Genomic DNA, 25,334 nt, shown 5'->3' with positions numbered 1-25,334 from the left:
GTGGCCAAAGCGAAAAAACCTAAACAGCTCCCTTTCGGCCACAAGCTCGTCCTCAATCAATGGATCGTGAGCCTGTTCGGCTATGATCCGCTCCTACAGCACAAGCGCGGCCATAAAAGCCTCAAGCCCTTCAAGCCGTTTGCAGATATGCTTTCGACGAAAGCGGACGGGCTCGATGCGGACAATCTCCACCGCTTCTACAAGCATCTCGACCTGGAGCTTCAGGAAGGCGCGGCGATCACCAAGGGCGACCTACTGCGCTATGAGCAGAACATTGTCAGCCATACGCTGGCGATCAATGAGAAACGCCAGCGCCCGATTGTCTGGAAGTATTATCAGTGGCTGTCACTGCTGTTTGCGGAGATTTACCTCGACCGCTATTTCGCCGACATCCACGCCCTGCGCCGTGATCTCAATACCTATGTGATGACATTCAACGCCTATTGGGAAGGCGAAGGCTATGAGACCGGTATCACGCCTTTCACCCTCGATGAGCTGAACAAGGTCTGCCTGCAGAACGCCACCGGTTCGGGCAAGACGCTTCTTATGCACGTCAATTTCCTGCAGTTCAGGCACTATGCAGGCAAGTCAGCGCTAAAAGATGATCTGACACGGACGATTCTAATCACGCCGAACGAAGGCCTTTCGCGGCAACATGCGGGCGAATTGAAAGCGAGCGGCATCATCGCTGAGCGACTTATAACAGACAGCGGAGACCTTCTCTCAATGGGTCGCAACGGTCTGCGGCAGGTTGATTTTACTGAGGTTACGAAACTCGCCGAACAAGATGGTCCCAACATCATCGCAGTGCGGAACTTAGGTGACCAGAACCTGTTACTGGTAGACGAAGCACATCGCGGTATGGGGAGCACGGAGGAACGCGGCTGGTTCGCTAACCGCGCCAAGCTAGCTGAGCGCGGCTTTGTGTTTGAGTATTCCGCTACTTTTAAGGAAGCGACGACTGCGGCAAAGCGAGACACGATCACCGAAGCCTATGCCAAATCGGTCCTGTTTGATTATTCGTACCGCTATTTTTATGAAGACGGCTACGGCAAGGATTACCGGATTTTCAACCTGCCGCGCACATTCGACGAGCTACAATTTTCTTATCTGACAGCCTGCCTGCTCGCCTATTACCAACAGCTGCGCCTTTATGAAGACAAAAAAATAGAGTTCGCAGACTACAATATGGAGAAGCCCCTATGGGTCTTTGTTGGCGCGAGCGTTACTGGCGGTAAGAAGACAAAAATCGAAGAAGGTACGATTTCTGATGTCGGCAAAATCATCGCTTTTCTAGCGAGATTTTTGAGTGACAGTTCAGCCGCCGAAAATGAAATTCAGAATATCATCTCGGGGAATGGCGAGAAAACCGGCCTCCTCGATGCGGGCGGCAACGACATTTTTTCTGGAGGCTTCGCTTATCTGAACACACAGATGACATCGGAAGGAATGACTGCGCGAGATTTTCTCAAAGACATTCACCAGCGTGTTTTTCAGTCATCGGCAGGCGGACAATTGGCGATCGCCCGCATCAAAGGCGATGACAATGAGATTATGCTGCGAGTCGGGCAGTCAGAAACGCCCTTTGGCCTTATAAATGTTGGCGACGCCTCAGGCCTGTCCAGCCATATCGCGGATCGAGGTTTCGATAACGTGACCGTCTTAGACAGTGAGTTCTCAGACACTCTTTTCGGTCAGATCAATGAATCATCGTCGCCACTCAATCTACTGATCGGGTCAAAAAGATTTGTCGAAGGTTGGGATTGCTGGCGCGTTAGCACGCTCGGCCTTATGCATGTCGGGAAGTCTGAAGGCTCACAGATCATCCAACTCTTTGGTCGCGGTGTGCGTCTGAAAGGCCATGATTGGTCATTGCAGCGGAGCGGTTTTTCTACCCCCTCATATCAGCCAGACTTTATCCAATATGCAGAAACGCTGAACGTGTTTGGCGTTGAAGCAGATTTTATGGAGCGCTTTCGGGCCTTTCTGGAAGAGGAAGAGCTGCCTTCAAATGACAAGAAGGAAGTCTTCCAGATTCCTCTCAATGTCACCTATGATTTCGGCCAGAACCTTATGGTCCTCCGACCTCGTCGAAAGAAAGCAAACGGCAAAGAGTACGACTTCAAACGCGATGCAGCTGTGCCGATGTTCGGCGAGGTTCCAGATAAATTGCGGGAGAAGATAATCGCAATTGATTGGTATCCAAGAATCCAATCATTGGAGTCACGTCGCGGCGACACGATCGGCTTGAAGAACGAGCAAACATTCTCAAGTTTGCATGCTGCATTCCTCGATGAACACGATCTTTTCTTCCGCTTAGAGCGCTTCAAACGCGAGAGAACCTGGCACAACTTCAACATTCAAAAAGATCAGCTCAAGCCGCTTCTTGCCGATGGCTCTTGGTACAAGATCATCGTGCCGTCGGGGCGCATGACTTTTGACGATCCATCAAACATTGCACTGTGGCATGAAATGGCGGCAGAGCTCCTGCAGAAGTATGCTGAGGAATATTACAATTATCGCAAAGCGGCCTTTATCGAACCGCGGCTGGAATTGCGACCGCTCGCCCATGATGATCAAAATATCCCTACGTCAGACTTCTATCAGCTGCTTGTCGATTCAAGTGAGAGCAAACTGATCTCAGACATAGAGGCTCTTTCAAAAGAACTCGCCGCCAAGAAAAAAGGTGTGCTGACTGCGGGCGATCTTAAAGGCTGCCTTCTTTCGAACCATCTCTACGAACCCGTCTTGCATGTGCGCAAAGGCGGAAAAGTTCAGGTCACACCTGTCTCGTTAAACGAGAGTGAAATTCAGTTTGTTGAAGATCTGGTCTCTTACCTCGATCTCTCGCAGGCCAATTTCAATCAAGATGGCATAGAGGCATTTCTGCTGCGCAATGAAAGTCGCGGTCGAGGCATGGGTTTCTTTGAAGCTGGTAATTTTTATCCGGACTTTTTGCTTTGGCTGGTTAAAGGTGATCTTCAGAGCTTAGCATTCATTGAGCCGCACGGGCTTCAACACGAAGGTCCAGGGCATAAGAAAATTGCCTTCCATCAAACGATAAAAGACATCGAACAGCGTCTCGGTAATCCGAATGTCTCGCTCAACAGTTTCATTATAACGCCTTCGCGGCATTCGAAGCTCAATTGGGGGCTCTCGATTGATGAGTTGAACGACCTCAATGTCTATTTCATGGAGGATCAAGCTGAAACTTACGTGCCATCTATCTTTGACGCACTTTTAGCGAGCGGTGTTTTAGCCGCCGCTTGATCCCAGGAAGTGGAACTCGCCTGATTAAGATGAGATCGATTGGTATTTAGAGCCGAGAGCGCTCAACCAAGTTTCAATATCCGCCGCAATCGCTTCGCCATCTTCAAGGCCCCGCACTTCCGAGAGCTCCTCAATCGCCTGTGGAATGGTGCGCCAGAGACCCGGATCGGCATCGTCATCGTGAAGCCTGCCTGCAATGGCCTCAGCCATGCGCTTTCGGTCTACTTCACTGAGTGCGTCAGGCGCGGACGCAAAGACGATGCGCTGGGCTAATTGCTGCAATCGCTCGTCTTCAAAAGACCGGATCAAGGCGGCTTTTCCAGACCAGTCTGCACGATGAAACTCTTTCATGCGTGCGGAATCTTCTCGAGACGGAAAGCCTTCAAATATCCGCTGCTCAAGATGCTCTGCTTCCGGCCAGGGTTCTTTCAGCGCTGCGGCCGTCTGGAGAAGCTTCGCGCACGCTTCCTCACTTGAAGCCAGGAACTCGCTCTGTGAGAGGATGTCGGTTTCTGGCGCGTAACCGATACGGCTTGCTGTAGTCTGATCGAGAACGATCGGTGCCTTATTGAGCGCGATGTCTCTGAGCGGCTTTGGCGACGCGGTGAGCCGTTTCTCAAGCGCCTCGTCATCCAGGGTGAAGATATCGTTCCAGTTAGCATCGAGGCGCAGGCAGCTCGCGGCACTAGTTGACGTGCCATGTTGATCAACGCGCTGCCCCCACCAGACACTTGGACCACTGATAAAGTATTCAACAAAAAGGAATGGCTCACCGGGTACGAGCCTTGAGGCCAAATCGGATTTCCGGGTGGAAGCCACATTGGATGTCCATAGTTCGGAACATTTCTCCGCCAGGATACGGGCAATAAAAATGGTGGCTTCGACATCGGCCAGCGCGTCATGGGCGTTTTGATGGTCAAAGCCATTCAGAGGCGCGAGCTGATCAAGCTTGAAGCCGGTCCGGCCTCTTGGTGTTGTCGGATAGTTAAAGACACCTTCGTAGAGATGTGACGCGGCTTGCACGAGCGGAAGAATATCCATGCGCGCATTATCGTTCGTGACCGTGAGGTATGGAGGATGAAGCGCTTGCCAGAAAGCCCGCTGCATGAGCGGCTCGTCGAAGCGCATGGAATTATAGCCTGCATAGATGGCCGGTCCCCAGCATTCGAGCTTTGTCCGTATGGCCGACATCATATCGTAAAAGCTCGGAAGGCTCTGGTCGTCCAGCATGTCTGGCGTCACGCCCGTGACCTTCAGGGCCATGGGGGCAGGAACAATCCAGGGCAGACACCGACACCGGATTTCGAAGCGGTCGACTTCTTCCAGTTGATCATTGGTCAGAATGGCTGCGAACTGCAGGACCTGATCGAACACCGTATTGGTGCCGCTCGTCTCGGTGTCGTAAAATACAAACAGGCGGTTGTCCCTCCAGATATTGAATACACCATCGTGGCGCGATTCAGGTTCTGACGCTGTTATATCAGCGATTTATGGGGCTTTGCCAATTTGGCGGATGTCTTCGCCTGTTGGCTCAGGCGGCTTGCGTATCCGGTCCGAGCCTCGCGCCGAGAAGTTCGACAAGATATCCGCCGTCGCGAAGACCTTCTGCCTTGCGGATGACATAGCGCAGCTGGTTCCTGAGGGCGCTGCAATCATCGCCCCAGTCTGAGGCGACGGCCTCTTCACCGTAGATGACGGCAGCGATTTCACGCTGTTTCATGCCAAGGTACTGGCAGTCGAGCGCGATCAGACCATTGCGAAGAATCTGCGTTTTCTTTGTCCAGAGGGCTTCCGACGTATCCGGACCATCTCCGTAAAGCTTCATGGCCTCTTTCTGTACTTTGAGCTTTTGCTCGTAGGCTTCCATGTCAGAGATTTGGAGCTTCATGCGCACCGGTTCCAGGCTGAGTAGAGACATGCCGGTGCAGCGGATCTGCGCGACGCATCCTTTGCCGCGCACCAGTAGATATTCTCGCGCTGAACGATCGGTGATGTGCGTGATCTGGCAATGCGGGACCGTGCGATCCCAGATATCGCAATTCTGGCCGGGCTTTCGCGGTGTGCAATTGACCTCGACCTGATCCGGAAAAACGTAATGGCTCCAGACGGCGTTTGCATCAAATCCGTTCAGCTCAGGATCGGGCATGAACAAGAGGCCCCAGCGTTCAGCGAGGGTTTGTGTGACACGCGGTCGAATAATACGAATGGTTTCCGGACATGGCGCAGGCATTTCCGACACATCATCGGGTGATCGTGTTGCTGCGTCGCGTCTGAATTCCCGGTTGCGTCTCAGAAATTCCCAGGCCCATCGATCCGGCGAAAGCCGTGAGAGATAGTCATAACGCGCCAATGCGCCATCGGAATTCAAGGTAAAAGTCTTCATATACGCCTCCCCGTATGGGGGAAATCGAGCAAGAAGAATGCCAGACTATATTTAGCCGCCGATCACAAAGAGTTGAAAAGACTGAAATCATTACAGTCCTTTGATTGAATAATTTGAGCGAAAGCTCACTGACTTAAATCGCTTAAAACGAGAACTCCGAATTTCTGTTCTGCAGCGATCGCTACAGAACTGGTTTTGTATTGATCTGCATTTTTACGCAGCGTCTTGCCTATGTTGGCCTCCAATCCAACTCCCGAAAACCAGACCCACCTGCCAAGCTTCAATCACTCACAAACGCCAAGTGACAGGAGCAAATTCGATGGGCCAGACCCCGCACCACTCAGAAACAGATGCCCGGCGCACCACTATGCTGCGCACGGCCTTCTGCCCGGTGGTGCGGGAAGCGCTTGAAGCGCCTGAAACAATCGAGATCATGGCTAATCCGGATGGATCGGTCTGGATTGAGAAAGCCGGAATCGGCCTCATAATTTCTGAACAGACTCTCCAACCCTCCGACCGCGAGCGCGTCATCCGCCTTGTGGCCTCCGGGGTGGGAGAAGCGACAGACCGCAATTCCCCAATCGTCTCTGCCGAACTCCCCGGCAGCGGCGAGCGGTTTGAAGGGCTTCTCCCGCCTGTTTCGACAGCGCCATGCTTCTCGATACGCAAACCCGCCAGCACGCCATTTGAACTTGGTGACTATGTTGATCAGGGCGCGCTCGCGCCAGCGCTCGCCGAAGCGCTGAAAGACTCCATCAGAACCCATTCCAATATTCTGATTGCGGGTGGGACATCATCCGGCAAGACGACTTTCACCAATGCGCTGCTTGCCGAGCAGAGCCTCAATGATGACCGTATCGTCATTCTGGAAGATACGCGTGAGCTGAAATGCACTGCGCCCAATACAGTGCAGCTCAGAACCCATCGCGGCAGCACCAGTTTACAGGACCTCGTCCGGTCAACGCTGCGCCTGAGACCTGACCGGATCGTGGTGGGTGAAGTACGCGGACCTGAAGCCCTCGATCTTCTGAAAGCCTGGAACACGGGTCATCCCGGCGGCATCACGACATTGCATGCAAATTCTGCACACGGCGCACTCACCCGTCTTGAGCAACTGACTCTGGAAGCAACGCCGCGCGCACCGTTCGATCTGATCGCAGAGGCGATTGATGTGGTTGTCTTCATGAGCCGCGCTGGCGGTCAGCGCCGTATCGAAGAGGCGCTCAGGGTCACCGGTTTCAATGGTGAGGGCTATGACACGGCCCCACTCGTCTCCCGCTGCCTTTCACTCGTCACAGAAGGAACCTCTTCATGATTGTCTATAATCAAACTCACGCCGTGAACCGGACGGTTCAGGTCGCTGCCGCTATCGGCATCGGACTGTTAATCGCTGGACCCGCCCATGCAGCTGGCTCAGGCATGCCCTGGGAAGGCCCGCTTGATCAGATCCTGCAATCGATCGAAGGCCCGGTTGCCCGAATTGTCGCGGTGATCATCATTACCCTGACGGGTCTGACGCTGGCTTTTGGTGAAACGTCTGGCGGCATGCGCAAACTGATCCAGATCGTCTTCGGACTTTCGATTGCCTTTGCCGCAACCTCTTTCTTCCTGACCTTCTTCAGCTTTGGCGGGGGCGCGTTGATCTAATGGCTGACGGCTATGAAATCCCCCTTCATCGCTCGTTGACTGAGCCGATCCTGATGGCAGGCGCACCGCGAAGTGCAGCCATCGCTATCGGGACGTTGGCCGCTGCCCTCGCGCTCGGTCTTCGGCTCTGGATACCTGGGCTCCTTCTCTGGGTGTTGGGTCACTCAGCAGCGGTGTTCATGGCGCGGAGCGATCCAGATTTCATGGCGGTCGCCTCACGCTCCACCCGGCACAAGGAGCATCTGACATGCTGAACCTCAAAGAATACGCAGATACGCCCACGCTTCTTGCCGATTATCTGCCCTGGGCCTGCATCGTCGCACCGGGCGTCGTTCTGAACAAGGACGGAAGCTTCCAGACCACGTTCCGCTATCGAGGGCCCGATCTAGAAAGCTCGACACAAGAAGAACTCGTCTCAGTCATGGCGCGGGTCAATAATGTGCTGCGCCGGTTCGGCTCGGGTTGGGCGCTGTTCTTTGAGGCGCAGCGCCATGAGGTGCATGACTATCCGGAAGCGGACTTTCCTGACGCCCTGTCCTGGCTCGTCGATCAGGAACGCGCGCTACAGGCTGAAGAAAGCGGCACCCGTTTCGAGAGCTCTTACTTCCTGACTCTTCTCTGGCTCCCGCCTGCTGATGCCACGGGCCGGGCCGAAAAGGCCCTGATCCAGCGTGCCGAAACCGAAGATACGGCGACCTGGCGACACCGGTTGGAGACCTTCCAGCAACACGCGGACCGCGTCTTCGATCTCCTTTCCACCTGTCTCGCGGAAATCGCAAAGCTCTCAGACGATGAAACGCTGACTTATCTGCACTCGACCATCTCGACCAAACGTCATCCGGTCGTGACCCCCGAACTTCCCGTCTTCCTTGACGCGGTGCTCGCAGACGAGCCCTTCGCTGGTGGGCTTGAGCCGATGATCGGTGACGCGCATTTGCGCACCCTGACCATTCTTGGCTTTCCGGCCTCCACCTTACCTGGCATTCTGGATGAGCTGAACCGTCAGGGCTTTGCCTATCGCTGGGCAACACGGTTTATCGCCATGGACAAGGCGGAAGCGGAAAAGGTCCTTGGCAAGAAACGCCGTCACTGGTTCGCCAAGCGAAAGTCGATCGGCGCGGTGTTGCGCGAGACGATGTTCAATGAACAGGCAGCGCTCGTCGACAATGACGCCGACAACAAGGCGGGTGATGCCGATGCAGCGCTGCAAGAGCTTGGCAGCGATCTCGTTTCATACGGGTACGTCACGACAACGATCACTGTCTCGGACCCAGACCGTCGCGCTGTCGATGAGCATATCCGCATCGCAGAGCGCATCGTAAATGGCCGTGGTTTCACGGCGATCAGGGAAACACTGAATGCCGTGGACGCCTGGCTCGGCTCTTTACCGGGTCATCCGTACGCCAATGTCCGCCAACCGATCCTGCACACGCTGAACCTGGCCCATATGGTGCCGCTATCTGCGGTCTGGGCCGGCGAAGAGACGAACCACCACTTCAATGCTCCAGCGCTCATTCAGGCGCAGACCGATGGCACGACGCCGTTCCGGCTCAATCTGCACATTGGCGATGTTGGCCACACGCTCGTCGTCGGCCCGACCGGCGCGGGCAAGTCGGTTCTTCTTTCGCTCTTTGCCTTGCAATGGAAGCGCTACACAGACGCTCAGATTTTCATTTTCGACAAGGGCCGCTCAGCCCGCACGGCAGCACTTTGTATGGGCGGCGCGCATGTCGATCTCGGAAGCTCCAATGCTCCGAGTCTTCAGCCCCTGAAGGACATCGATACCGAGACCGGCGCGAGCTTTGCGGCAGACTGGCTGGCTGACCTTTGCGCCAATGAAGGCGTGACGATGACGCCGGACCTTAAGGCGAGGCTATGGGAAGGCATCCAGTCACTTGCCAGCGCCCCCGAAGCTGAACGCACTCTGACAGGCCTGTCGCTGATGCTACAAGACGAGACCCTCAAATCAGCCCTGCACCCTTTCACGCTGGAAGGCCCGCATGGACGGCTTCTCGATGCTGATCAGGAAAGCCTCAGCCTCGCCGACACAGTTTGCTTCGAGATGGAAGAGCTGATGCACACCAAGGGCGCGGCCCTCCCAGTTCTCACCTATCTCTTTCATCGGCTTGAAGCGCGGTTCGATGGCAAGCCAACACTACTCATCCTCGATGAGGCCTGGCTTTTCCTCGATGATCCCATGTTCGCAGCGCGCACCCGCGAATGGCTGAAGACCCTGCGCAAGAAGAACGTGTCCGTTGTATTTGCGACGCAAAGCCTCGCCGACATTGCAAATTCAAGCATCGCGCCCGCTCTGGTCGAATCCTGCCCGACACGCATCTTTCTGCCGAATGAGCGGGCCCAAGAACCGCAATCGAAAGAAACCTATGAGCGGTTCGGCCTTAACGCCCGCCAGATTGAGCTGATCTCAAGGGCGACGCCGAAGCGCGACTATTACTATCAGTCGCCGCTCGGTGCGCGGGTCTTCGATCTCGGCCTCGGCCCAATCGCTTTATCCGTCTGCGGAGCCTCAACGCCAGAAGATCAGGCGATGCTCGACCGTGTGCTTGCCGAAACGGACGGCGACGGGCTCGCAGAATGCTGGCTTCACGAAAAGGGCCTGCCCTGGGCGGCTGAACTGCTCAGCCGTTGGCCGGGCGACATGCCGGGCGCCAACGAACCCTTCCCACCCTCACACGCCATCGCTGCAGAGTAGGAGCAACACCCATGAAACGTCTTCTTCTGTCCGCAACCCTCTGCGCTCTTCCCATGAGTGCGATCATCGCGCCACCTGCCGCTGCGCAGCTATTTGGCGGCGGGATTGTCTATGATCCTGCAAATCATACCCAGAATATCCTGACAGCGGTTCGATCACTCCAGCAGATCAATCAGCAGATTCAGCAACTCACCCATGAAATCGAGATGCTGGAGAACATGGCGCGTGACCTGGAAAGCCTGCCGGACTCCATCGCTGATGACATATTGCGTCGTATGCGGCGCATCGATGAGTTGATGCGTGAAGCCGAAGGTATCGGCTATGGCGTCGAAGAAATCGAGCGCGACTATGAAGAGATCTACCCGGAAGATTATGGGACAGAACCGCCATCTCAGGCTGTCCTTGTAGAAGACGCCCGCGCAAGGTGGCGCCAGTCGCGTACGGCCTATCGTGAAAGCCTGCTCGTCACGGCTGAAGTTGTCTCTTCCGCCCGCGCGGATAGCGAAAGTCTCGATCGTCTTATTGGTGATAGCCAGTCCGCTGCTGGGAACCTCCAAGTCCTGCAAGCGGGCAATCAGATTGAGGCGCTGCAGACCGAGCAGCTGATGCAGATGGAAGCCATGATGGCCTCGCACTACCGCGCCGAAGCGCTTGAGCGTGCCCGCCAACTTGCTGAAGCTGAACGTGGCCGCGCCCGCACCCGCGCCTTCCTAGGATCGCCTGACTAATGGACGTGATCGACACCTTCCTCGCGACCTTCATCGCTTACATTGATAGCGGGTTCGGCCTGCTGGCGGGGGATGTCGCCTATCTGACGACCACCTTGATCGCGATCGATATTACTTTGGCTGGCCTCTTCTGGGCGCTCTCCCAGAATAGCGATGTCATCGCAGGTCTAATCAAGAAGGTGCTGTATGTCGGCTTCTTCGCCTTTGTAATCGGCAACTTTGCTCTGCTTGCCAATATTGTCTTCGACAGCTTTGCACAGCTGGGTGTGACGGCAGGCGGCGGCACGATGACGGCGGCAGATTTGCTCCGTCCAGGGTTTATTGCAGGCGTTGGCTTCGACGCGGCGCAGCCACTGCTGGCCGAAATCAGCGATATGCTTGGGCCGATCTCGTTCTTTCACAATTTCATCATGATCGCGGTCATGTTCATCGCCTGGGCGATCATCATGGTGGCCTTCTTCGTGCTCGCCGTTCAGCTCTTCATCACGATTCTGGAATTCAAACTGACGACGCTGGCCGGGTTTGTGCTCGTGCCTTTTGCGCTCTGGAACAAGTCGGCTTTTCTGGCAGAACGTGTTCTCGGCAATGTCATCACGTCTGGCATCAAACTCATGGTGCTGGCCGTCATCATCGGCATCGGCTCAACGCTTTTTGCGTCGGTGACCGACGCGTTCCGCACCGGCGATGATGTCACGCTGGCACAAGTCATGGGGACGGTGCTTGCGGCGATTGTCTTCTTCTGGATGGGCATCTTTGCGCCGGGCGTGGCGAGCGGCCTAATCACGGGCGCGCCGCAACTGGGTGCAGGCTCGGCTGCAGGCGCTGTCGCAGGTGCGGCTGCCGGGACTTATGTTGCAGGGGCTGGTGGGCGCGCAGCGATTGGCGCGGCTGCGGGCGGCGCGTCAAGCGCTGTCAAAGCAGGTGCCAGCATGGCTGGCGCTGCGCGTACCTCCTATACGCTCGGCTCAGTCGCATCGGGAACAAGCGGTGTGGGCGCAGTCGCCGCTGGCGTTGCGGGCATGGCCCGCGCAGGGAGCGACGCCATACGCAGAACCGCCGGTCGACCAGCTCAGTCTCTCAGAGACGCCCACAGACGCGGCAGTCAGGGCGCGTGGCGCGCAACCGGCGGCTCCGGTGGAAGCGACGGGTCCGGATCATCCACTTCAAGTTCAAGCCCGGGATGGGCGCGCCGGATGCAAGCTCGTCAGAATGCCAGCCAGGCCGGTCAGATGGCTGCCCACAGTCTTCGCGACGGTGATCGCGGTTCGTCCGGCGCAGCCCCGCAACTTAATGACAAGGACGAATAGATGTTCAAGCGCTCCTCTAACTCATACGGCCCAAGCCCGTTTCCGGAAACGCCCTATCAGAAGGCGGGTCAGGTCTGGGATGAACGCATCGGGTTTGCCCGTGTGCAGGCGAAGAACTGGCGATTGATGGCGCTGGGATGCCTCGCGCTGTGCTTCGTGACCTCGGGCGCGCTGGTCTGGCGAAGCCTTCAATCAACCGTGACGCCCTATGTAATCGAAGTCGATCAGACAGGTGCAGCCCGCGCGATTGGTCCGGCAACGGAGCGCTATAATCCAACCGATGCGCAGATCGCGCATCACCTCGCGGGCTTCATTGAGCATGTCAGAGGCCTGAGTGTCGACCCAGTTGTCGTCCGTGAGAACTGGCTGCGCGCTTATGAATTCGTGACGGATCGCGCCTCCACAACGCTCAATCAGTATGCGCAAGAAAATGACCCCTTCGCCGATGTCGGACGCAAGTCCCGCACAGTGGATGTCGTCAGTGTGGTGCGCGTCTCCGATGACAGCTTCCAAGCTCGCTGGATCGAAAAGACCTATGAAAATGGCGCGCTTATGCAGGCGCAGCGCTTCACCGGAAATTTCACAATCATCACGCAACCGCCGACGGACGCAGAGACGCTCCGTGCCAATCCGCTCGGCATTTATGTCCATGCCCTCAACTGGGGACAGGACCTTGTCACAGGAGAATGATTCCCATGTTTCGCTTTATCCTCGCCACATCCGCACTCGCGCTTACAACTGCTTGCGCAACGACTGAACTGGAACCCATTGATTCCGGCGCCTTCGTCGCCGCGATGCCATTAGAAAATGAAACTGAATATCCTGCCCGGATCATAGAAACGGCGGTACCACTTCCATTGCCGGGGCAGATGAAGGCCATAGAAACCGTTTCTTCGCCGCGCGTCTCGCCTCGCCAGGCTATTGAAGAAGGTCGGACAAGCGCGCTGATAGAACCATCGGTCGACGGCTATGTGAATGCGATCCAGGTCTATCCCTACACTGAGGGGGCGCTCTACCGGTTATATGCAAGCCCCGGCCAGGTCAGTGATGTTGCGCTTCAACCGGGCGAAGAGCTGGTCTCGGTTTCTGCAGGCGACACAGTGCGTTGGGTGGTTGGAGATACGGTTTCCGGATCGGGCAACACAGCCCGAGCGCATGTACTGGTCAAACCCATCTCATCTGGCATCCGCACCAATCTCATGATCGCCACCGACCGTCGCACTTATCACCTTGAATTGGAAAGCGTCGAAGGCGGCTATATGGCTGCCCTGTCCTGGCGCTATCCTGCAGATGAGTTGGCGGGTCTTACCGCCCGAAATGAGCGTGCTGTTGCCCGTGAGGCTGGTAGCATTGGAAGTGGCCTAACATTGGAGGGGCTAAACTTTGACTACCGCATGAGCGGTGACAGCCCCGCCTGGAAACCTGTGCGCGTCTTTGATGATGGGCGGCAAGTCTTCATCCAGATGCCGGATAACATCATGGCCACCGACATGCCGCCGCTCTTCGTGCTCGGCGAAGACGGTGACGCCGAACTCGTAAACTATCGTGTGCGCAGCAATTACTATGTCGTGGATCGACTGTTCCGCGCAGCCGAGCTGCGCCTCGGCGAGCGCAACCAGACCGTGGTCCGCATTTCCCGTCATGAACGCCGTTCGCCGCTCGCCGCAATCTTTGGGGGCTAGGAAGATGTCCGAGCCCATTCCCTTTGACGAGCATGCTGAGCGGTTGAAGATCCGCTCTAGCCCGAAACCCGTCACCCGGATCAATCGCAAGGTTCTAATGGTGGGCGCAGGTCTAGGCGTGCTCGGCTTATTCGCAGCGATGAGCATCGCCCTAAAACCGCCTACTGCGGTCGATCCCGATGCGAGACGGGAACTCTACAACACTACGAACACCAGAACGCCTGAGGGGCTTGGGGCGCTGCCCGCCAGCTACAGCGACATTTCACCGATTGAGACCCGCATAACCCGGCTTGGCCCGCCGCTCTCCGGCGATCTTGGAGCGACCATGCTCCGCGCCGAGCGCGAACTTGGGCTGGAACCCGAATTCGTTACAAGGGTGGAAGATGATTTCCGGCCAAGTCCCGTCGATGAAGCCGAGAGGGCGAGGCGCATGCGAGAAGCGGCGCTTGCCGATGAGGCGGCCCGCGCGCCGGTCTTCTTTCAGCTTCAATCCGAAACCGGTGGCCAGACCGTTTCCGATTCCAGGCCGTCATATCGTGATCCTACACTTGATCTTGGATCGGAACTTCTTGCGCTCGCCGCGCTGCCGCAAGGCGCGCCGTCAGCGTTCAGTCAAGCCGCTGATACAAATCTCCAATCCCGCAAGCTTGCATTTGCCGGTGAAGGTGCGGGCGGCGATATTTATAACCAGCACGGCGTCGAAGACCCCGCTTCGCCCTATCAGGTCATGGCGGGAACGCTAATCCCGGCATCACTCGTTACCGGCATCAACTCCGACCTGCCAGGAACGATCGTCGCTCAAGTTACTCAGCCGGTCTACGATACAGTGACTGGGCAATATGTTCTGATCCCGCAGGGGTCACGCCTGATCGGACGTTATCAGTCTGAAGTCTCATTCGGGCAAAACCGTGCACTGGTGACCTGGGATCGGATCATTTTCCCTGATGGGTCGTCGATTGTCATCTCCGCGCCGGGTGCAGATGCACAAGGGTATGCGGGTCTCTCCGACAGAACGGATCACCATTGGGACCGCGTCTTCATCGCAGCGGGGCTCGCCACCATTCTTGGTGTTGGCGCAGAGCTTGGCGCGGATGGTGATGGCGACATTGAGCGCGCCATCCGGCGCGGGACAACAGACACGATCAATCAGGCGGGCCAGCGCGTCGTCGACCGCAATCTTGGAATTCAACCGACTATCCGTGTGCGCCCTGGCTGGCCTGTGCGCGTCGTTGTCACCCGTGACCTCATTCTCAGACCTCAGTGAAAAGGAGATAAATCATGTTTCACATCCCGCCACCGCCACGACAAAGACAGATCGCAGATTTATGTGCCGATCGGCAGGTGCTGATCGAACGTGAAGGTCAAGCACCGCTGACACCGGCAAAAGCATCAGCTCTATATGCGGTATTAGCGCTGCAAGGCGCGGCACTTTCTTTCAGTGCGGTATCTCAGGCCTCACAGATCTCGGGTGGGTCAGCATATGGCGTCTTTATTGCGATTGCCTGCTTGCTCTGCGGAGTGCTCTTGACCCGGGACTACTGGAACTGGGCTTTACGCCCACCGGCGCAGATCGAATATGCTCGCATTGTCGCCTATGAGGTAAGCGATCAGCATCTGAGCGCAATTGCCAAGGCCTCCAATGCCCAGTTTGTTGAGTATGTGCGGCCTGCAACGGGAGCGCACTGATGCCCCTGCGCCTCGACAAACTCCCTGACCGCACGCCGGTACGCATGAGCCTTTCGGTCGATCCAGACCTTGCGAGCGCGCTCAGCGACTATGCTGAAATCTATCGCCAGACTTATGGCGCGGAGGAAAAACCCGAAGCGCTGATCCCGGCCATGCTGGAAAGCTTTCTCGGCTCGGATGCCGGGTTCAAACGAGCGCGCCGCGCTCTTCACGCCAATACAGGAGATTAGACCCATGGCACAGATTGGAACGTTCACCGCAAAGGATGGAGCCTATACCGGCACCATCCGTACCATGACCATAAATGTGAAAGCGCAGCTTGTTCCTAACAAGGAAAAGGCAAGCGATGGCGCACCGGACTTCCGACTCTATGCGGGCGGCGCTGAACTCGGCGCTGCCTGGCGTCAGGAAAGCAAGCAAGGGGAAACGCCTTATCTTGCTGTCAAGCTTGATGATCCAAGCTTCGCGAGCCCCGTGCGTGCCGCCTTCTTCGAGAATGAAAATGACGGTACAGGCGTCATGGTCTGGAACCGGGCGAAATCCAACTGACGGATCAATGAGCGGTAGAATGAGCATTTCCCTCAAAGAGCTCGAAGAAGGCCGCAGGATCGCTGCCCTCGTCGTGCGTTATTGTGGGGAGAAGTACTTTCCGCTCTTCGATCGCTTTGACCGCGAGGTGCAGAAGCGCCGATCCGCAGCCGACCGGATTGAAGCAGCTATTGGTCGGCAAGTCCCTGAAATACAACGCGAAAGCCCACCACCTTGATTTCTACAGAAAGAAATGATACATATTCTTTCGAAAGAAAGGATGGTTCGATGTCACAGACACTCGCTGCGGATAGCCCGGAACGGGCACGCGTCATGACCATGGCTGTTGTGCGCGCTGCTGAGAAGCTTGGGCTTTCCGGAAAGGATCTCGCCACGATTCTGGGGGTTTCGGAACCGACCATATCCCGGATGCGCAAAGATGAGTTTAGGCTGGAAGAAGGCTCCAAGGCTTTTGAACTCGGCGCGCTGTTCGTTCGGCTATTCCGCTCGCTCGATGCGATCACGGGCGGCGATGGAACAGTGGCGCATGCCTGGCTGCGCAATGACAACCGGGCGCTTGGCGGTCGTCCTCTCGATCAGATCAAGACGATTAAAGGACTGACCCATGGCCTTGCCTATCTGGATTCCAGACGCGCTCCGCTCTGAGCAGTCGCCCGTAAAGAAAACCTACTGGCGCTGCGTGGAGGCGCAACATGTCGTCTCCACGCTTCAGCTTGTCGATACGCTGGATGAGCAACGCCTGCTGGAAGACATTCTGGAAGAAACCAAGACGCCCGTTCCGCCGGAATGCGAAGGTTTGCATTATCTCTACATGACACCGTTTCGCTACGGGCTTTACCCGAACGGTTCGCGCTTCCGGAAAGCCGGACCAACACCCGGCGTCTACTATGTCTCTGAAGAACCAAGGACCGCGATCATCGAAACCGCATTTCATCTGTTACTTTTCTATTCGGACTCTCCGGGCACGCCCTTTCCAGCCCAGCCAAGCGAGCACACAGCATTTGATGTGCCCGTCAAAACAAAAGCGGCCATCAACCTGACAGCAAAGCCGTTCTCAGACGCCAGCGATATCTGGATGCACCCGTCAGACTATGAACCGTGCCAGCAACTCGAAAAGGCTGCGCGCGCAGAAGACATACAGCTCATCCACTATGCGTCCGTCCGCGACCCAGATCACAAACCCAATGCAGCCATCCTGACGTGTGAAGCCTTCGCAGCACCGGTACCGACACAAAACCAGACCTGGCGTCTATGGTTCAACAAGGCCGGGGTTCATGCGATTTGTGAATTTCTCGAAGAGAAGTTCAGTGTTTCGCCTACGCAGTGGGCAAGCGATGAAAGGCTGCAAAGCATCATTTGGTCTTAAGCTAATATTCCCTATTAGCAGGTGTTTTGACCAACAATGGAAATCGAAGAATAACCCGTCAAAATAGGGCCAAAATGCTGGACGATATAGATCTGGGTTCGGTACCGCTCCCTGTTGAGTTTTCAGCCCGTTTTCTTCAATAGCTCTAACTGCCCAATCGCAAATCGTTCTACCACAGCGATTGCCTCCTCGCAGGCCAACTTAAGGTCATCCGGCGATGGCGTCTCATCATAGTACGTTCCATGGCTCAAAGAATTGATCAGAACACTCTTTATTTGGAAGCCTTGGTCACCCGCCAAAAATGTAATGAAGTTCGATAAGTCATGCGATTTGTCAGGCCTACAAAAACGGCCGACAGCCTCCAATACCTGCCTAATCGCATTCCCAGTAGCATGATCGGGATCATCACCGTTCGCGACGCGATATACGTGCTCAAGTTGTTGCTCAAAGGGCGCAACATAGCTGTGCAAATGAACTAATTTGTGCGTACTTCCGTCTTTGTAAAATGAGAATGTCGCGTCCTTTTTAATGACGCTGTTGGTCCGCGATATATTGAAGAAGTAGCTGCTGTGGGTCAGCACCAACAGGTCTGGACGCCTATTTTTGTTGCCATCTATTTTGGCCGGATTGATCGAAACCTCACCTTGATCTGAAATGTTCAGGTTCTTAAGCGTTTGAGCAATTGAGAACACGAAGTCATAGGACATCGAAGTTATTGGATCGTCGAAAACAAGAAACAGTTTTCTATAGTCACTGTTCGATGCGACTTTCCGATGTATGCAGGCTACGAAATAGCAAAATGCTATGGCTGTCTTTTCGCCGTCGCTTAGTGTGCGATGCGGCCCCCTCTCCATTTCCTTATCGCCACGTTTGAGGACAAAATTCTTCCTATCAAACACGTATTTTTCGGCAAAAAACTCCTTGAGGAGCAGCTCAAACGTATCTGCAACACGATCTCTTGCATTCGTTGACGGAGCCGCCTTTTCCAGATCGATTAGTTCCTTTTGTTTTGATTGAACGGCCTTGTGGAGGTTCCGGAGGGCTTCAATTTCGAACCAACCATTTATGGCAAACTCTTGTACAAAGACATCACAGGCCTTGCGCTGTAAGGCCTTCCGTTCATCATCAGCTTTCTCGACCGCGCTAGTGAGCTCAGCAATCTTTGTGTTGTTATCTTCAATGATCTCGTTGATCGTGGCGAGGTGTGCGGCAAGATCTTCAGCGGGTAGCGAGTGTGCAGAGACAAGCGTCTTAGCCTTATGTTCTAAAGTTGACTTGATTGCAGAAATGGCAGCGCGCGCATTCTTGAGTGCGGCCTCGCCATCAGCGATTTCGACATCCTTTTTTGACGGTACATAGTGCTTTAATTCGTCATAGCGGGACTTCTGCCGGGTGAGCTGCGTCTCGATTTCTTTCAGGCTAGAGTCTTTTTGATTGAGCTTGCTGAAGTAAGCCCTCAGCTCCTTTTTGTGTTTCTCCTCCTCATCGGCGAAGTAACTGACATAGGCATCTATGATTGTCTTCGGATCAGGAGCTGTAATCCCTTGCTCACAGAACGGACATGTGGTGCGATGTTCGTCCTGAATTATTTGGGTGCCAGTCTCATAGAAGCCGTGATGGGCATCGATCTTCTTTTTGATCTCCTCGGACACGCTTGAAGGGGACGTAACCTTCTGGAGGCACTTTTCGAGCGCTTTTAGATCGATGTCTTCGCTACCAACTAAATCTAACGTTTCCGGATAGACAGGCTCTGCTGGAATAGACTTCAGGCTGTCCAAGTCAGAGAGAATACTGACGAAAGTTTTCTCCGGCACGTCGGGTTTTTCGGAGAAAAGCTCCAAAAGGTTCTCGAGATTAAGGCGCCTGTATTCCGATAGATTCTTATTGATCCCCGCTTTCTCGACGAGGCTTTCGACTTTTGCCGTATCGAGTTGGCTTCGAAGCTTGGCGTCCGCTGCTTGCTCTGCCTCTTGCGCCTTTTTTAGCTCCTCCTGCGTGTCCTTGAGTTCGATGTTTGAACTATCGACAGCGATCTGATTTTCGATCTCACCATTAATGACGTACTGACGGTCTCTCAGTTCGTCATGAACGAAATCTTCCGAAAAAACGTGGAAAATGGTGTCAGATACATTAGCGGTAACTATGTCGCCAGGCTTCTCTAGACTAAGTGTTCCCAGCGCATTCGTTCCACGCGAGAACGAAAATGAACCTTTAGCGTCTACCGACTCGTCTGAAACCAGATAGAAGGCCGCTTTAGAAACATCTTTTCCTTGCCTGTGTAGATCTAGATAGCGAAACGCTCGGGAAAGAAAGGATTTACCGGTTCCGTTTCTGGCGAATACCAGATTTTGGGCATTCTTTGAGAGCTCTGCATCTACGGAGAATATCGGCCCCAAGTATGTAGCCTGGATTTTAAAGGCTGGATTTGGAGGAGTACTCATATCGACGGCTTTTCAATTTTACGGTCCGTAATTGAGGGTATTACCATTGCCTTCATCACAAACTTTCGAGATCGGTTAAATCATGTTTTAAGAACAGGTCATCCTCTGAAATCTGTTCACGCTGATACTAGGTCTTCTGAGTTTACGGCTTTCAAAGAAAGGTGTTTACCTCCAACGCCTTCAAACAACTGCTCACGACAGGTCAGTACAATAATTTGAACTTGCTGCCCTACCATGTTCAGTATGTCGAACATGCGGTCCATCCTTCGATCATCGGAAAACACCAACGCGTCATCCAGCACGACAGTAGCGGGATGTCCCTGTTCGACCAGCATCTCCGCAAAGGCGAGACGCACCAAGACGGCGATTTGCTCCTGTGTTCCCATACTCAGATGGTGGAAGGATTCTTCGTACCCATCCTGCCTAACAACACCAACAATATGCAAATTTTCATCTATGGTGACTTCGGCGCCGGGGAACAAAAGCTGCAGGTAAGGACGAACACGTTTCAGCACCGGAGAAAGATAGCGCTCTTTTGCGTCTGTCTCGGCAGAACGCAGTGTCGTCGAAAGGAGTGATAGCACTGTGACCTCGCGCTCGTAGCGCCGAAGCTGTTCTTCAACCAGCTCTAACTCGCGTTCTAGCTGCTGGATAGCCTCGTCCAGACCGGCCCCCTCAAGGGCTTCAATATGTGACCTGAAGCCAGCTATATTTTCTTTTAGATCGGTACGTTTGTCACGCCTATCCTGAAGCGCTCTTTCAAGCCTTGAGATGCGCGCATCCAATTGTAGTAGGGTCTCGCCCTCACGCTGTTCCTCAAGCGAGGAGACTACTCTCTCCTGATCGGCAAGAGCCTGTCCAGCTGCGGATACGGCGGTATCTAGATCGTCTTCGGAAGTTTGTTTTTCGGTTTCGGTCAGATCGCTTTTGAGTCTGTCTAGACGTTCCTTACCGTCTTCATATCGCGTCTTTACGCCACCCAGCTCGGTCTGGACGCGGCTAATCTCCTCTTCCGGTCCGAACAAACCTGCACGGGCAGCGGAGAGCGTATCTCTTGTTTCCTGAGCATCAGCTTGAGCAGCGGCCAGAGCATCCTCCGCATCCTTTTCCGATGGCAAGCCATCCATGCCAAGATCGGCGAGTTCTGTTTCGAGGATTGTCTTCAAACCGGCAATATGGTCGGCAAGAGGTTGCGCACCGGCGTCACAGTTATCATTTGCCGGCGCGTGTAATTCAGCTTCCTGCCTTGCAAGTTCGGCATCCCGGAGCAGCTTCTCGCGCATTGCTAGCTGCTTCTCGGCCAACTCGACGGACTTCACACCGCAATCTTCAAGTGCGGCCTTGAGGGTTTGTTTCGCCTCGCGCTGCTGCTCCATTAGCTTGTTGCGATCTTTGATAGCGGGTTGAACAGTGATGCTGCCGTAGTCTGGGACGGTTATAATCGTCGCATCGACTACTTCAATCGCCGTCTGGTCGTCGGCAAGTGCAGCTCCGTCGACTTCGATTTGCGACAACTGGTCGGAATCCATATCGAACGTAACTAGTGTCGCAGAAGCGGAAAGACGCGCACGCGCGGTTTCGAGTTCCTTTGCTGCATCGCGGATTGCTTCGATGTTTTCGTTAGTTACAAGAATAGCCGCCGCACCTTGTAGTGCTGCCCTTTGCTTTTTTTCAGCTGCGTGCGCTTTGTCATAACGTCCCTGAAGTTCGCGAATACGAGATTCTCGCTGCACGGCGTTGAGAACACGGCGGGCCTGTGAGACGGCATTATCTGCCTCATTCACAGCATTCTCCGCTTGCCTAGTATCGTTACGAAGCCGTTCGACCTGCCTCCTTAAGTCCAATTCGCTCTGCCGGACTTCGTCGAGCTTCTTCTTCGCAGCCTCTAACGCTTCCCCTTCGGCTTCTATTTGTTCTTTTAGATCGCGGCGCGCAGCAAGGGCTTGCTGGGCCTGTTCCAAATTCCGCTTTTTCAGCTCGATTTCAATCAACGCTGCATCGATACGTGATTCCAATTTTGCGAGATCAGCATGCCGAGCTCGAGTTGCGTCGAGGTTCTCTTTGTCCGTCTGATCGTATTCGTCTGATGAGATACGGGCGAGAGTCTCCTGCGCTGCCTCAAGATTTTCCAATGTGGTTGAAAGATCGCTTCTGCGGATTCTCAACCCTTCAAGTTCGGAGCGTAGGGACTCAATTTCGTCAATCCGTTCCTTGTAAACACCTCGTGGCCGACCCGTTTTGGTTACCAACTCGGAGAGTTGTTTATCCACCGCATCGGGCAAGGCCCTACCGCGTTTGCCTCCTAGAACCTCGCCGACCTCTGACTCCAATGCACTGTGAAGGTTTGAACGCGCGCTATCTGGAAGATTAAGCGCGCCGAAGGATTGACCTTGCTGAACCCAAAGCACGTTCCACATACCAAGGGTTTCGGGTTTTGCACCCGACTTACCAGGCTCATCGAATCCGAGAAGATCACGAAGTGTGTCCTCTGCTTCATCGCCCTCCAACTTTCGTCCGTCCGGGCAAAACAGGTGAGCATAGGGCTTTTTAACAAACCGCTTTCTGATCCGATAAGTCCCTTCGTCGACCTCAAATGCCAGTTCGACAACAGGTGCGGCCTGGTTCCGGTCATTTTGTAAAGCGGTGATCGGTTGGGCCTTAGAGCTGTATTTCTCGAACAGCGCGGCACGCAGCGCATCAAGCAGTGTTGACTTACCCATTTCGTTGGGGCCGACGATGACGTTCAGACCGTCGCCGATGTCATCAAGACACATCGGCGTCGTGAACTTTTTGAACTGATTGACTGCAATGGAGCGTATCTTCATTGGCTCCTCATCTGCAGTTTCATGTGTTCGACAAATAGCCTCTGAAGTGCCAGCACCGCGACCTCATGGTCAGGATCACTAATGTCCTCAGCTTTGTGCCGCAGAATATCGGCGGCAGTTCGTACGAAGCCCCCCCGGTCAATTTGGTCGAGGTCTTCTTCGCTAGGATTAGGGAATAGCCGCGCTTCATCGACTCGCAGGTAGCATAGTGCAGCAGAGACCCGCTCGATGACTTGTTCTTCAAAATACTGCCGGTCCTGAAGCGAAACTGTACCTTCAACAAGAAGTCGCACGAGAGTCCGGCTAAGGTCCTCTCCACTCCCACGAAGGTTTGCAACCAGGGCGTCAATTTCTTCGCGGCTGTTAATCTGCTGACGGAATGTGATCCAACGGTAGTGGCCGATCTCGATAGGTGTGACCTCCGGCGCGGCGTGAGCACCCTCGATTTCGACGCACAGCGCCTGTCCGCCACCTTCGACATCGAAGGCATCGATCTCGTGTGTGCCGCTATACCAAACCTTGTCGTTGATTTTCTTCTGTCCGTGCCAGTCGCCCAAAGCAAGGTAAGCAAGCCCCGCCGTGTCCGGCCTATTCGGGCTAATGAAGTTTGGAACATCCTTGTCGTCGGAACCAAACCCCCTGACCGTCCCGTGCGCGAGCCCCAACCGGATAATGTTGTCAGGAGTCTCTGCATCATCCATGTAAGCCGTCGGGTCTTGAAGTGTGCGCCGATACCGCAATGGTGCCGGGAGCAAGGCAAACCTTTCGCTTTCGAATACTATGGGCTGAGCAGATAGGTGAACTAGAACATTATCGGGAACCCCACGACGCATCAGCTGGTCCCAAAGACCGTGCGGTCTATGCGGATCGTGGTTTCCAGGCATCAAATGCCAGGTCACCCTCTCAAACTTCCGCATGCGTTCCATTGGCTGGTTGAGCGACCGTGGAGACAACGCCTCCATGTCGTAGACATCACCCGCTACTAGAATATGCTTAGCGCCAAGCTCAATAGCCTTCTCGCCGAGCCTTGTTATTGCTGCAAGACGCGCTTCCTGAAGCAGCCCCATAGTGCTGTCATCAACAAAGCGAAAAACTTTCCCGATTTGCCAATCAGCAGAATGCAGAAATCTTAAACCCATGATTAATATCACTAGCTAGATTTGGCTAATACTCCAATTTGTTATTTCGTGCTGTTCAAACCCCAAATCGACCACTCGGGATTTTCCTGCTCAAACTGCTCCAGCACCCGCTCGTCAAACGGATGGACAATCTTCAGCAGCTCATCCCGTCGATACTCCAACGAGCCACCATCACCGTAAACTGGCCTCGTCGTCTTGTGGCCCATGAGAAGGCAGCGCAAGCCATAGTCGATATTGGCTTCCTGCATGCGTTTCTCAAAGGCGTGGCGGAGTGAATAGACCTTATGGTTAGGCGTCTCGAGCAAGCCTCGATTGCGCAGGTTCTTCATCATGTTCGCGGAAACGAGTTCGTTCCGATCATAGTAATGTGAGAATGCTCTCGGTGCCGCCCGTTTTGCCGCCTCTAGTGAAATTCCAACAAGTGGAATGTCTCGTTCAGACGTATCGGTTTTCACCTCGCGGTCCGTACGAGCCCGAATAGCGATATAAGGAACCGGTCCATCCATATGGAAGTCCTCGATCCGTAAATTGATGATCTCGCTCGGGCGGCACCCCGTCTCGATTAGCATGAGAAGGATCAACTGTAGTTCAGGATTCCATCGACGTGTCGCGCCCGGTGCCAGGATCTTTTTGCAAACCCAGTCGGACGAGAATGGCGGCACTTCGGTTCGCGCTTTGGCTTTGAAGTGCATATTGCGGAATGGATTGGGCCGTTCTTCTTCACCGATATGCTTGAAATAATCTGTGTAGAGCGAGCGGATATTGCCGATGTGCCGGTTGGCTGTGTTCGGGGCCATTGGCTTGGTCTTACAATCTTTCGGTTTAACCTGCCTAGCCCAGTGCTTTTGATATTTGAGCGCCAGCTCTCGAGTGATGTTTTCAAGTGCGATATCCCCGGCAAAATCGATGAAGTACTGGATGGAGGTGCGCTTGGTCTTTTCCCATGACGCTCTCTGGTTCGGCGACTTGTAGAGCTGCGCGTTATAAGCAATCTCCGAGAGATAAATCTCGAAAGCTTCGGTGACAGTTATTGTGGGTTTGGTTGCCCCGCCCAGCAGAGCCTCGGCGTCGCGTTCTTTCGGTATCTCTTGCGGACCGGCCTGAGTTTGAACGGCCAGCAACCTCGCCAGGGCTTCTTCAATGGGGGCTTCGGTCGCGAGATGGTCGATTGGTTGATAGATGAACCCGCTTGCCAAAGCCTTGACGGTCGCCATCTTGTATCGGCGACGTACAGCTTCAGACACTTCGCGATTGGTAGAGGGACCTGCCTCATCGGCAATCTGTAATGATGCCCAGTAATGATCGTCGGCTTCCGCTAGGAGATCACGTTTGTAACGCGCTTGTTCAAGCGAGGTAGTGCTGAGCGACCCCTTGATACGTTTTCGGGTATCGAGGTGTGCGAACTTTCTCGGTACCCGGCGGTTATACCACCAGACCCGGCCTCTCTGTTCGAGGTAAGAATTGTCTTCGACGCGCTTCATGACGTCGACCATTGGTCCACAAATTGGTCCCAATTTGGTCCACAATTTCCGGCCAATTTAGACAAAGAAATCCAAACAGAACCAATAATTCCGTTTAATTTCAATGATTTGCGTGAA

The 25,334-nt window shown here is 54.6% G+C and carries 22 protein-coding genes; 16 read left to right on the top strand and 6 right to left on the bottom strand.

The window, feature by feature from the left end:
* The gene (locus CFA77_RS06785; protein WP_206992815.1) at positions 1 to 3,270 is read left to right on the top strand and encodes a DEAD/DEAH box helicase; all 3,270 of its coding nucleotides are present in this window, start codon (positions 1 to 3) and stop codon (positions 3,268 to 3,270) included.
* Positions 3,271 to 3,294: 24 nt separating this feature from the next.
* Here the strand turns inward: CFA77_RS06785 and CFA77_RS06780 are convergent, their stop codons facing one another.
* Positions 3,295 to 4,686 (bottom strand): exonuclease domain-containing protein, encoded by a 1,392-nt coding sequence (locus CFA77_RS06780; protein WP_256434988.1) that lies wholly within the window; start codon positions 4,684 to 4,686, stop codon positions 3,295 to 3,297.
* A gap of 115 nt (positions 4,687 to 4,801) precedes the next feature.
* A complete protein-coding gene (locus CFA77_RS06775) occupies positions 4,802 to 5,653 on the bottom strand; it encodes a DNA -binding domain-containing protein (RefSeq protein WP_206992813.1) in 852 nt (283 codons plus the stop codon).
* 319 nt (positions 5,654 to 5,972) lie between these two features.
* Here CFA77_RS06775 and trbB point away from each other — a divergent pair, with 319 nt between their 5' ends.
* The 15 genes from trbB to CFA77_RS06700 are packed head-to-tail and all read left to right on the top strand — an operon-like array spanning position 5,973 to position 17,331.
* Positions 5,973 to 6,968, top strand: coding sequence for a P-type conjugative transfer ATPase TrbB (trbB, locus tag CFA77_RS06770; RefSeq protein WP_206992812.1), 996 nt, complete (start codon positions 5,973 to 5,975; stop codon positions 6,966 to 6,968).
* A complete protein-coding gene (locus CFA77_RS06765; RefSeq protein WP_206992811.1) occupies positions 6,965 to 7,300 on the top strand; it encodes a TrbC/VirB2 family protein in 336 nt (111 codons plus the stop codon). Before trbB ends, CFA77_RS06765 begins: the two co-directional genes overlap by 4 nt.
* The gene (locus tag CFA77_RS06760) at positions 7,300 to 7,554 is read left to right on the top strand and encodes a VirB3 family type IV secretion system protein (RefSeq protein ID WP_206992810.1); all 255 of its coding nucleotides are present in this window, start codon (positions 7,300 to 7,302) and stop codon (positions 7,552 to 7,554) included. The genes CFA77_RS06765 and CFA77_RS06760 overlap by 1 nt, the downstream gene beginning before the upstream one ends.
* On the top strand, positions 7,548 to 10,013 hold the full coding sequence (gene trbE / locus CFA77_RS06755; protein WP_206992809.1) for a conjugal transfer protein TrbE: 2,466 nt from the start codon (positions 7,548 to 7,550) through the stop codon (positions 10,011 to 10,013). The genes CFA77_RS06760 and trbE overlap by 7 nt, the downstream gene beginning before the upstream one ends.
* Before the next feature lie 11 nt (positions 10,014 to 10,024).
* Positions 10,025 to 10,741, top strand: coding sequence for a P-type conjugative transfer protein TrbJ (gene trbJ / locus CFA77_RS06750; protein ID WP_206992808.1), 717 nt, complete (start codon positions 10,025 to 10,027; stop codon positions 10,739 to 10,741).
* Complete coding sequence (trbL, locus tag CFA77_RS06745; protein WP_206992807.1) at positions 10,741 to 12,048, top strand: P-type conjugative transfer protein TrbL; 1,308 nt, start codon at positions 10,741 to 10,743, stop codon at positions 12,046 to 12,048. Before trbJ ends, trbL begins: the two co-directional genes overlap by 1 nt.
* The gene (gene trbF / locus CFA77_RS06740; protein WP_206992806.1) at positions 12,049 to 12,738 is read left to right on the top strand and encodes a conjugal transfer protein TrbF; all 690 of its coding nucleotides are present in this window, start codon (positions 12,049 to 12,051) and stop codon (positions 12,736 to 12,738) included.
* A gap of 5 nt (positions 12,739 to 12,743) precedes the next feature.
* A complete protein-coding gene (gene trbG, locus CFA77_RS06735; protein WP_206992805.1) occupies positions 12,744 to 13,730 on the top strand; it encodes a P-type conjugative transfer protein TrbG in 987 nt (328 codons plus the stop codon).
* Positions 13,731 to 13,734: 4 nt separating this feature from the next.
* Complete coding sequence (locus tag CFA77_RS06730) at positions 13,735 to 14,994, top strand: TrbI/VirB10 family protein (protein WP_206992804.1); 1,260 nt, start codon at positions 13,735 to 13,737, stop codon at positions 14,992 to 14,994.
* A 14-nt stretch (positions 14,995 to 15,008) separates the two neighbouring features.
* Positions 15,009 to 15,416 carry a hypothetical protein gene (locus CFA77_RS06725; RefSeq protein WP_206992803.1) on the top strand — a complete coding sequence of 136 codons (408 nt, stop codon included), beginning with the start codon at positions 15,009 to 15,011 and terminating at the stop codon, positions 15,414 to 15,416.
* A complete protein-coding gene (locus CFA77_RS06720) occupies positions 15,416 to 15,646 on the top strand; it encodes a DUF2274 domain-containing protein (protein ID WP_206992802.1) in 231 nt (76 codons plus the stop codon). Before CFA77_RS06725 ends, CFA77_RS06720 begins: the two co-directional genes overlap by 1 nt.
* 4 nt (positions 15,647 to 15,650) lie before the next feature.
* Positions 15,651 to 15,965 carry a DUF736 domain-containing protein gene (locus CFA77_RS06715; protein WP_206992801.1) on the top strand — a complete coding sequence of 105 codons (315 nt, stop codon included), beginning with the start codon at positions 15,651 to 15,653 and terminating at the stop codon, positions 15,963 to 15,965.
* A gap of 19 nt (positions 15,966 to 15,984) precedes the next feature.
* A complete protein-coding gene (locus tag CFA77_RS06710; protein ID WP_206992800.1) occupies positions 15,985 to 16,182 on the top strand; it encodes a hypothetical protein in 198 nt (65 codons plus the stop codon).
* A 50-nt stretch (positions 16,183 to 16,232) separates the two neighbouring features.
* Positions 16,233 to 16,610, top strand: coding sequence for an antitoxin Xre-like helix-turn-helix domain-containing protein (locus CFA77_RS06705; protein ID WP_206992799.1), 378 nt, complete (start codon positions 16,233 to 16,235; stop codon positions 16,608 to 16,610).
* Positions 16,570 to 17,331: an RES family NAD+ phosphorylase gene (locus CFA77_RS06700; protein WP_206992798.1), complete on the top strand. Its 762-nt coding sequence runs from the start codon at positions 16,570 to 16,572 to the stop codon at positions 17,329 to 17,331. The genes CFA77_RS06705 and CFA77_RS06700 overlap by 41 nt, the downstream gene beginning before the upstream one ends.
* Before the next feature lie 122 nt (positions 17,332 to 17,453).
* On the opposite strand, the gene CFA77_RS06695 is transcribed toward CFA77_RS06700, so the two are convergent.
* The 4 genes from CFA77_RS06695 to CFA77_RS06680 form a co-directional block, all read right to left on the bottom strand.
* Positions 17,454 to 19,772, bottom strand: a complete 2,319-nt coding sequence (locus CFA77_RS06695) for an AAA family ATPase (protein WP_206992797.1) — start codon at positions 19,770 to 19,772, stop codon at positions 17,454 to 17,456.
* A 116-nt stretch (positions 19,773 to 19,888) separates the two neighbouring features.
* The gene (locus tag CFA77_RS06690) at positions 19,889 to 22,597 is read right to left on the bottom strand and encodes an AAA family ATPase (RefSeq protein ID WP_206992796.1); all 2,709 of its coding nucleotides are present in this window, start codon (positions 22,595 to 22,597) and stop codon (positions 19,889 to 19,891) included.
* Positions 22,594 to 23,736, bottom strand: a complete 1,143-nt coding sequence (locus CFA77_RS06685; RefSeq protein ID WP_206992795.1) for a metallophosphoesterase — start codon at positions 23,734 to 23,736, stop codon at positions 22,594 to 22,596. Before CFA77_RS06685 ends, CFA77_RS06690 begins: the two co-directional genes overlap by 4 nt.
* 41 nt (positions 23,737 to 23,777) lie before the next feature.
* Entirely contained in the window at positions 23,778 to 25,229 is a 1,452-nt protein-coding gene (locus tag CFA77_RS06680; RefSeq protein WP_242517511.1) for a DUF6538 domain-containing protein, read from the bottom strand.
* Positions 25,230 to 25,334 lie beyond the last annotated feature (105 nt).

It is taken from the genome of Hyphomonas sp. KY3, from assembly GCF_017309975.1.
GTDB lineage: Bacteria > Pseudomonadota > Alphaproteobacteria > Caulobacterales > Hyphomonadaceae > Hyphomonas.
The sequence above is the reverse complement of the archived record's forward strand: the minus strand, read 5'-3'. Positions and strand labels throughout refer to the sequence as shown.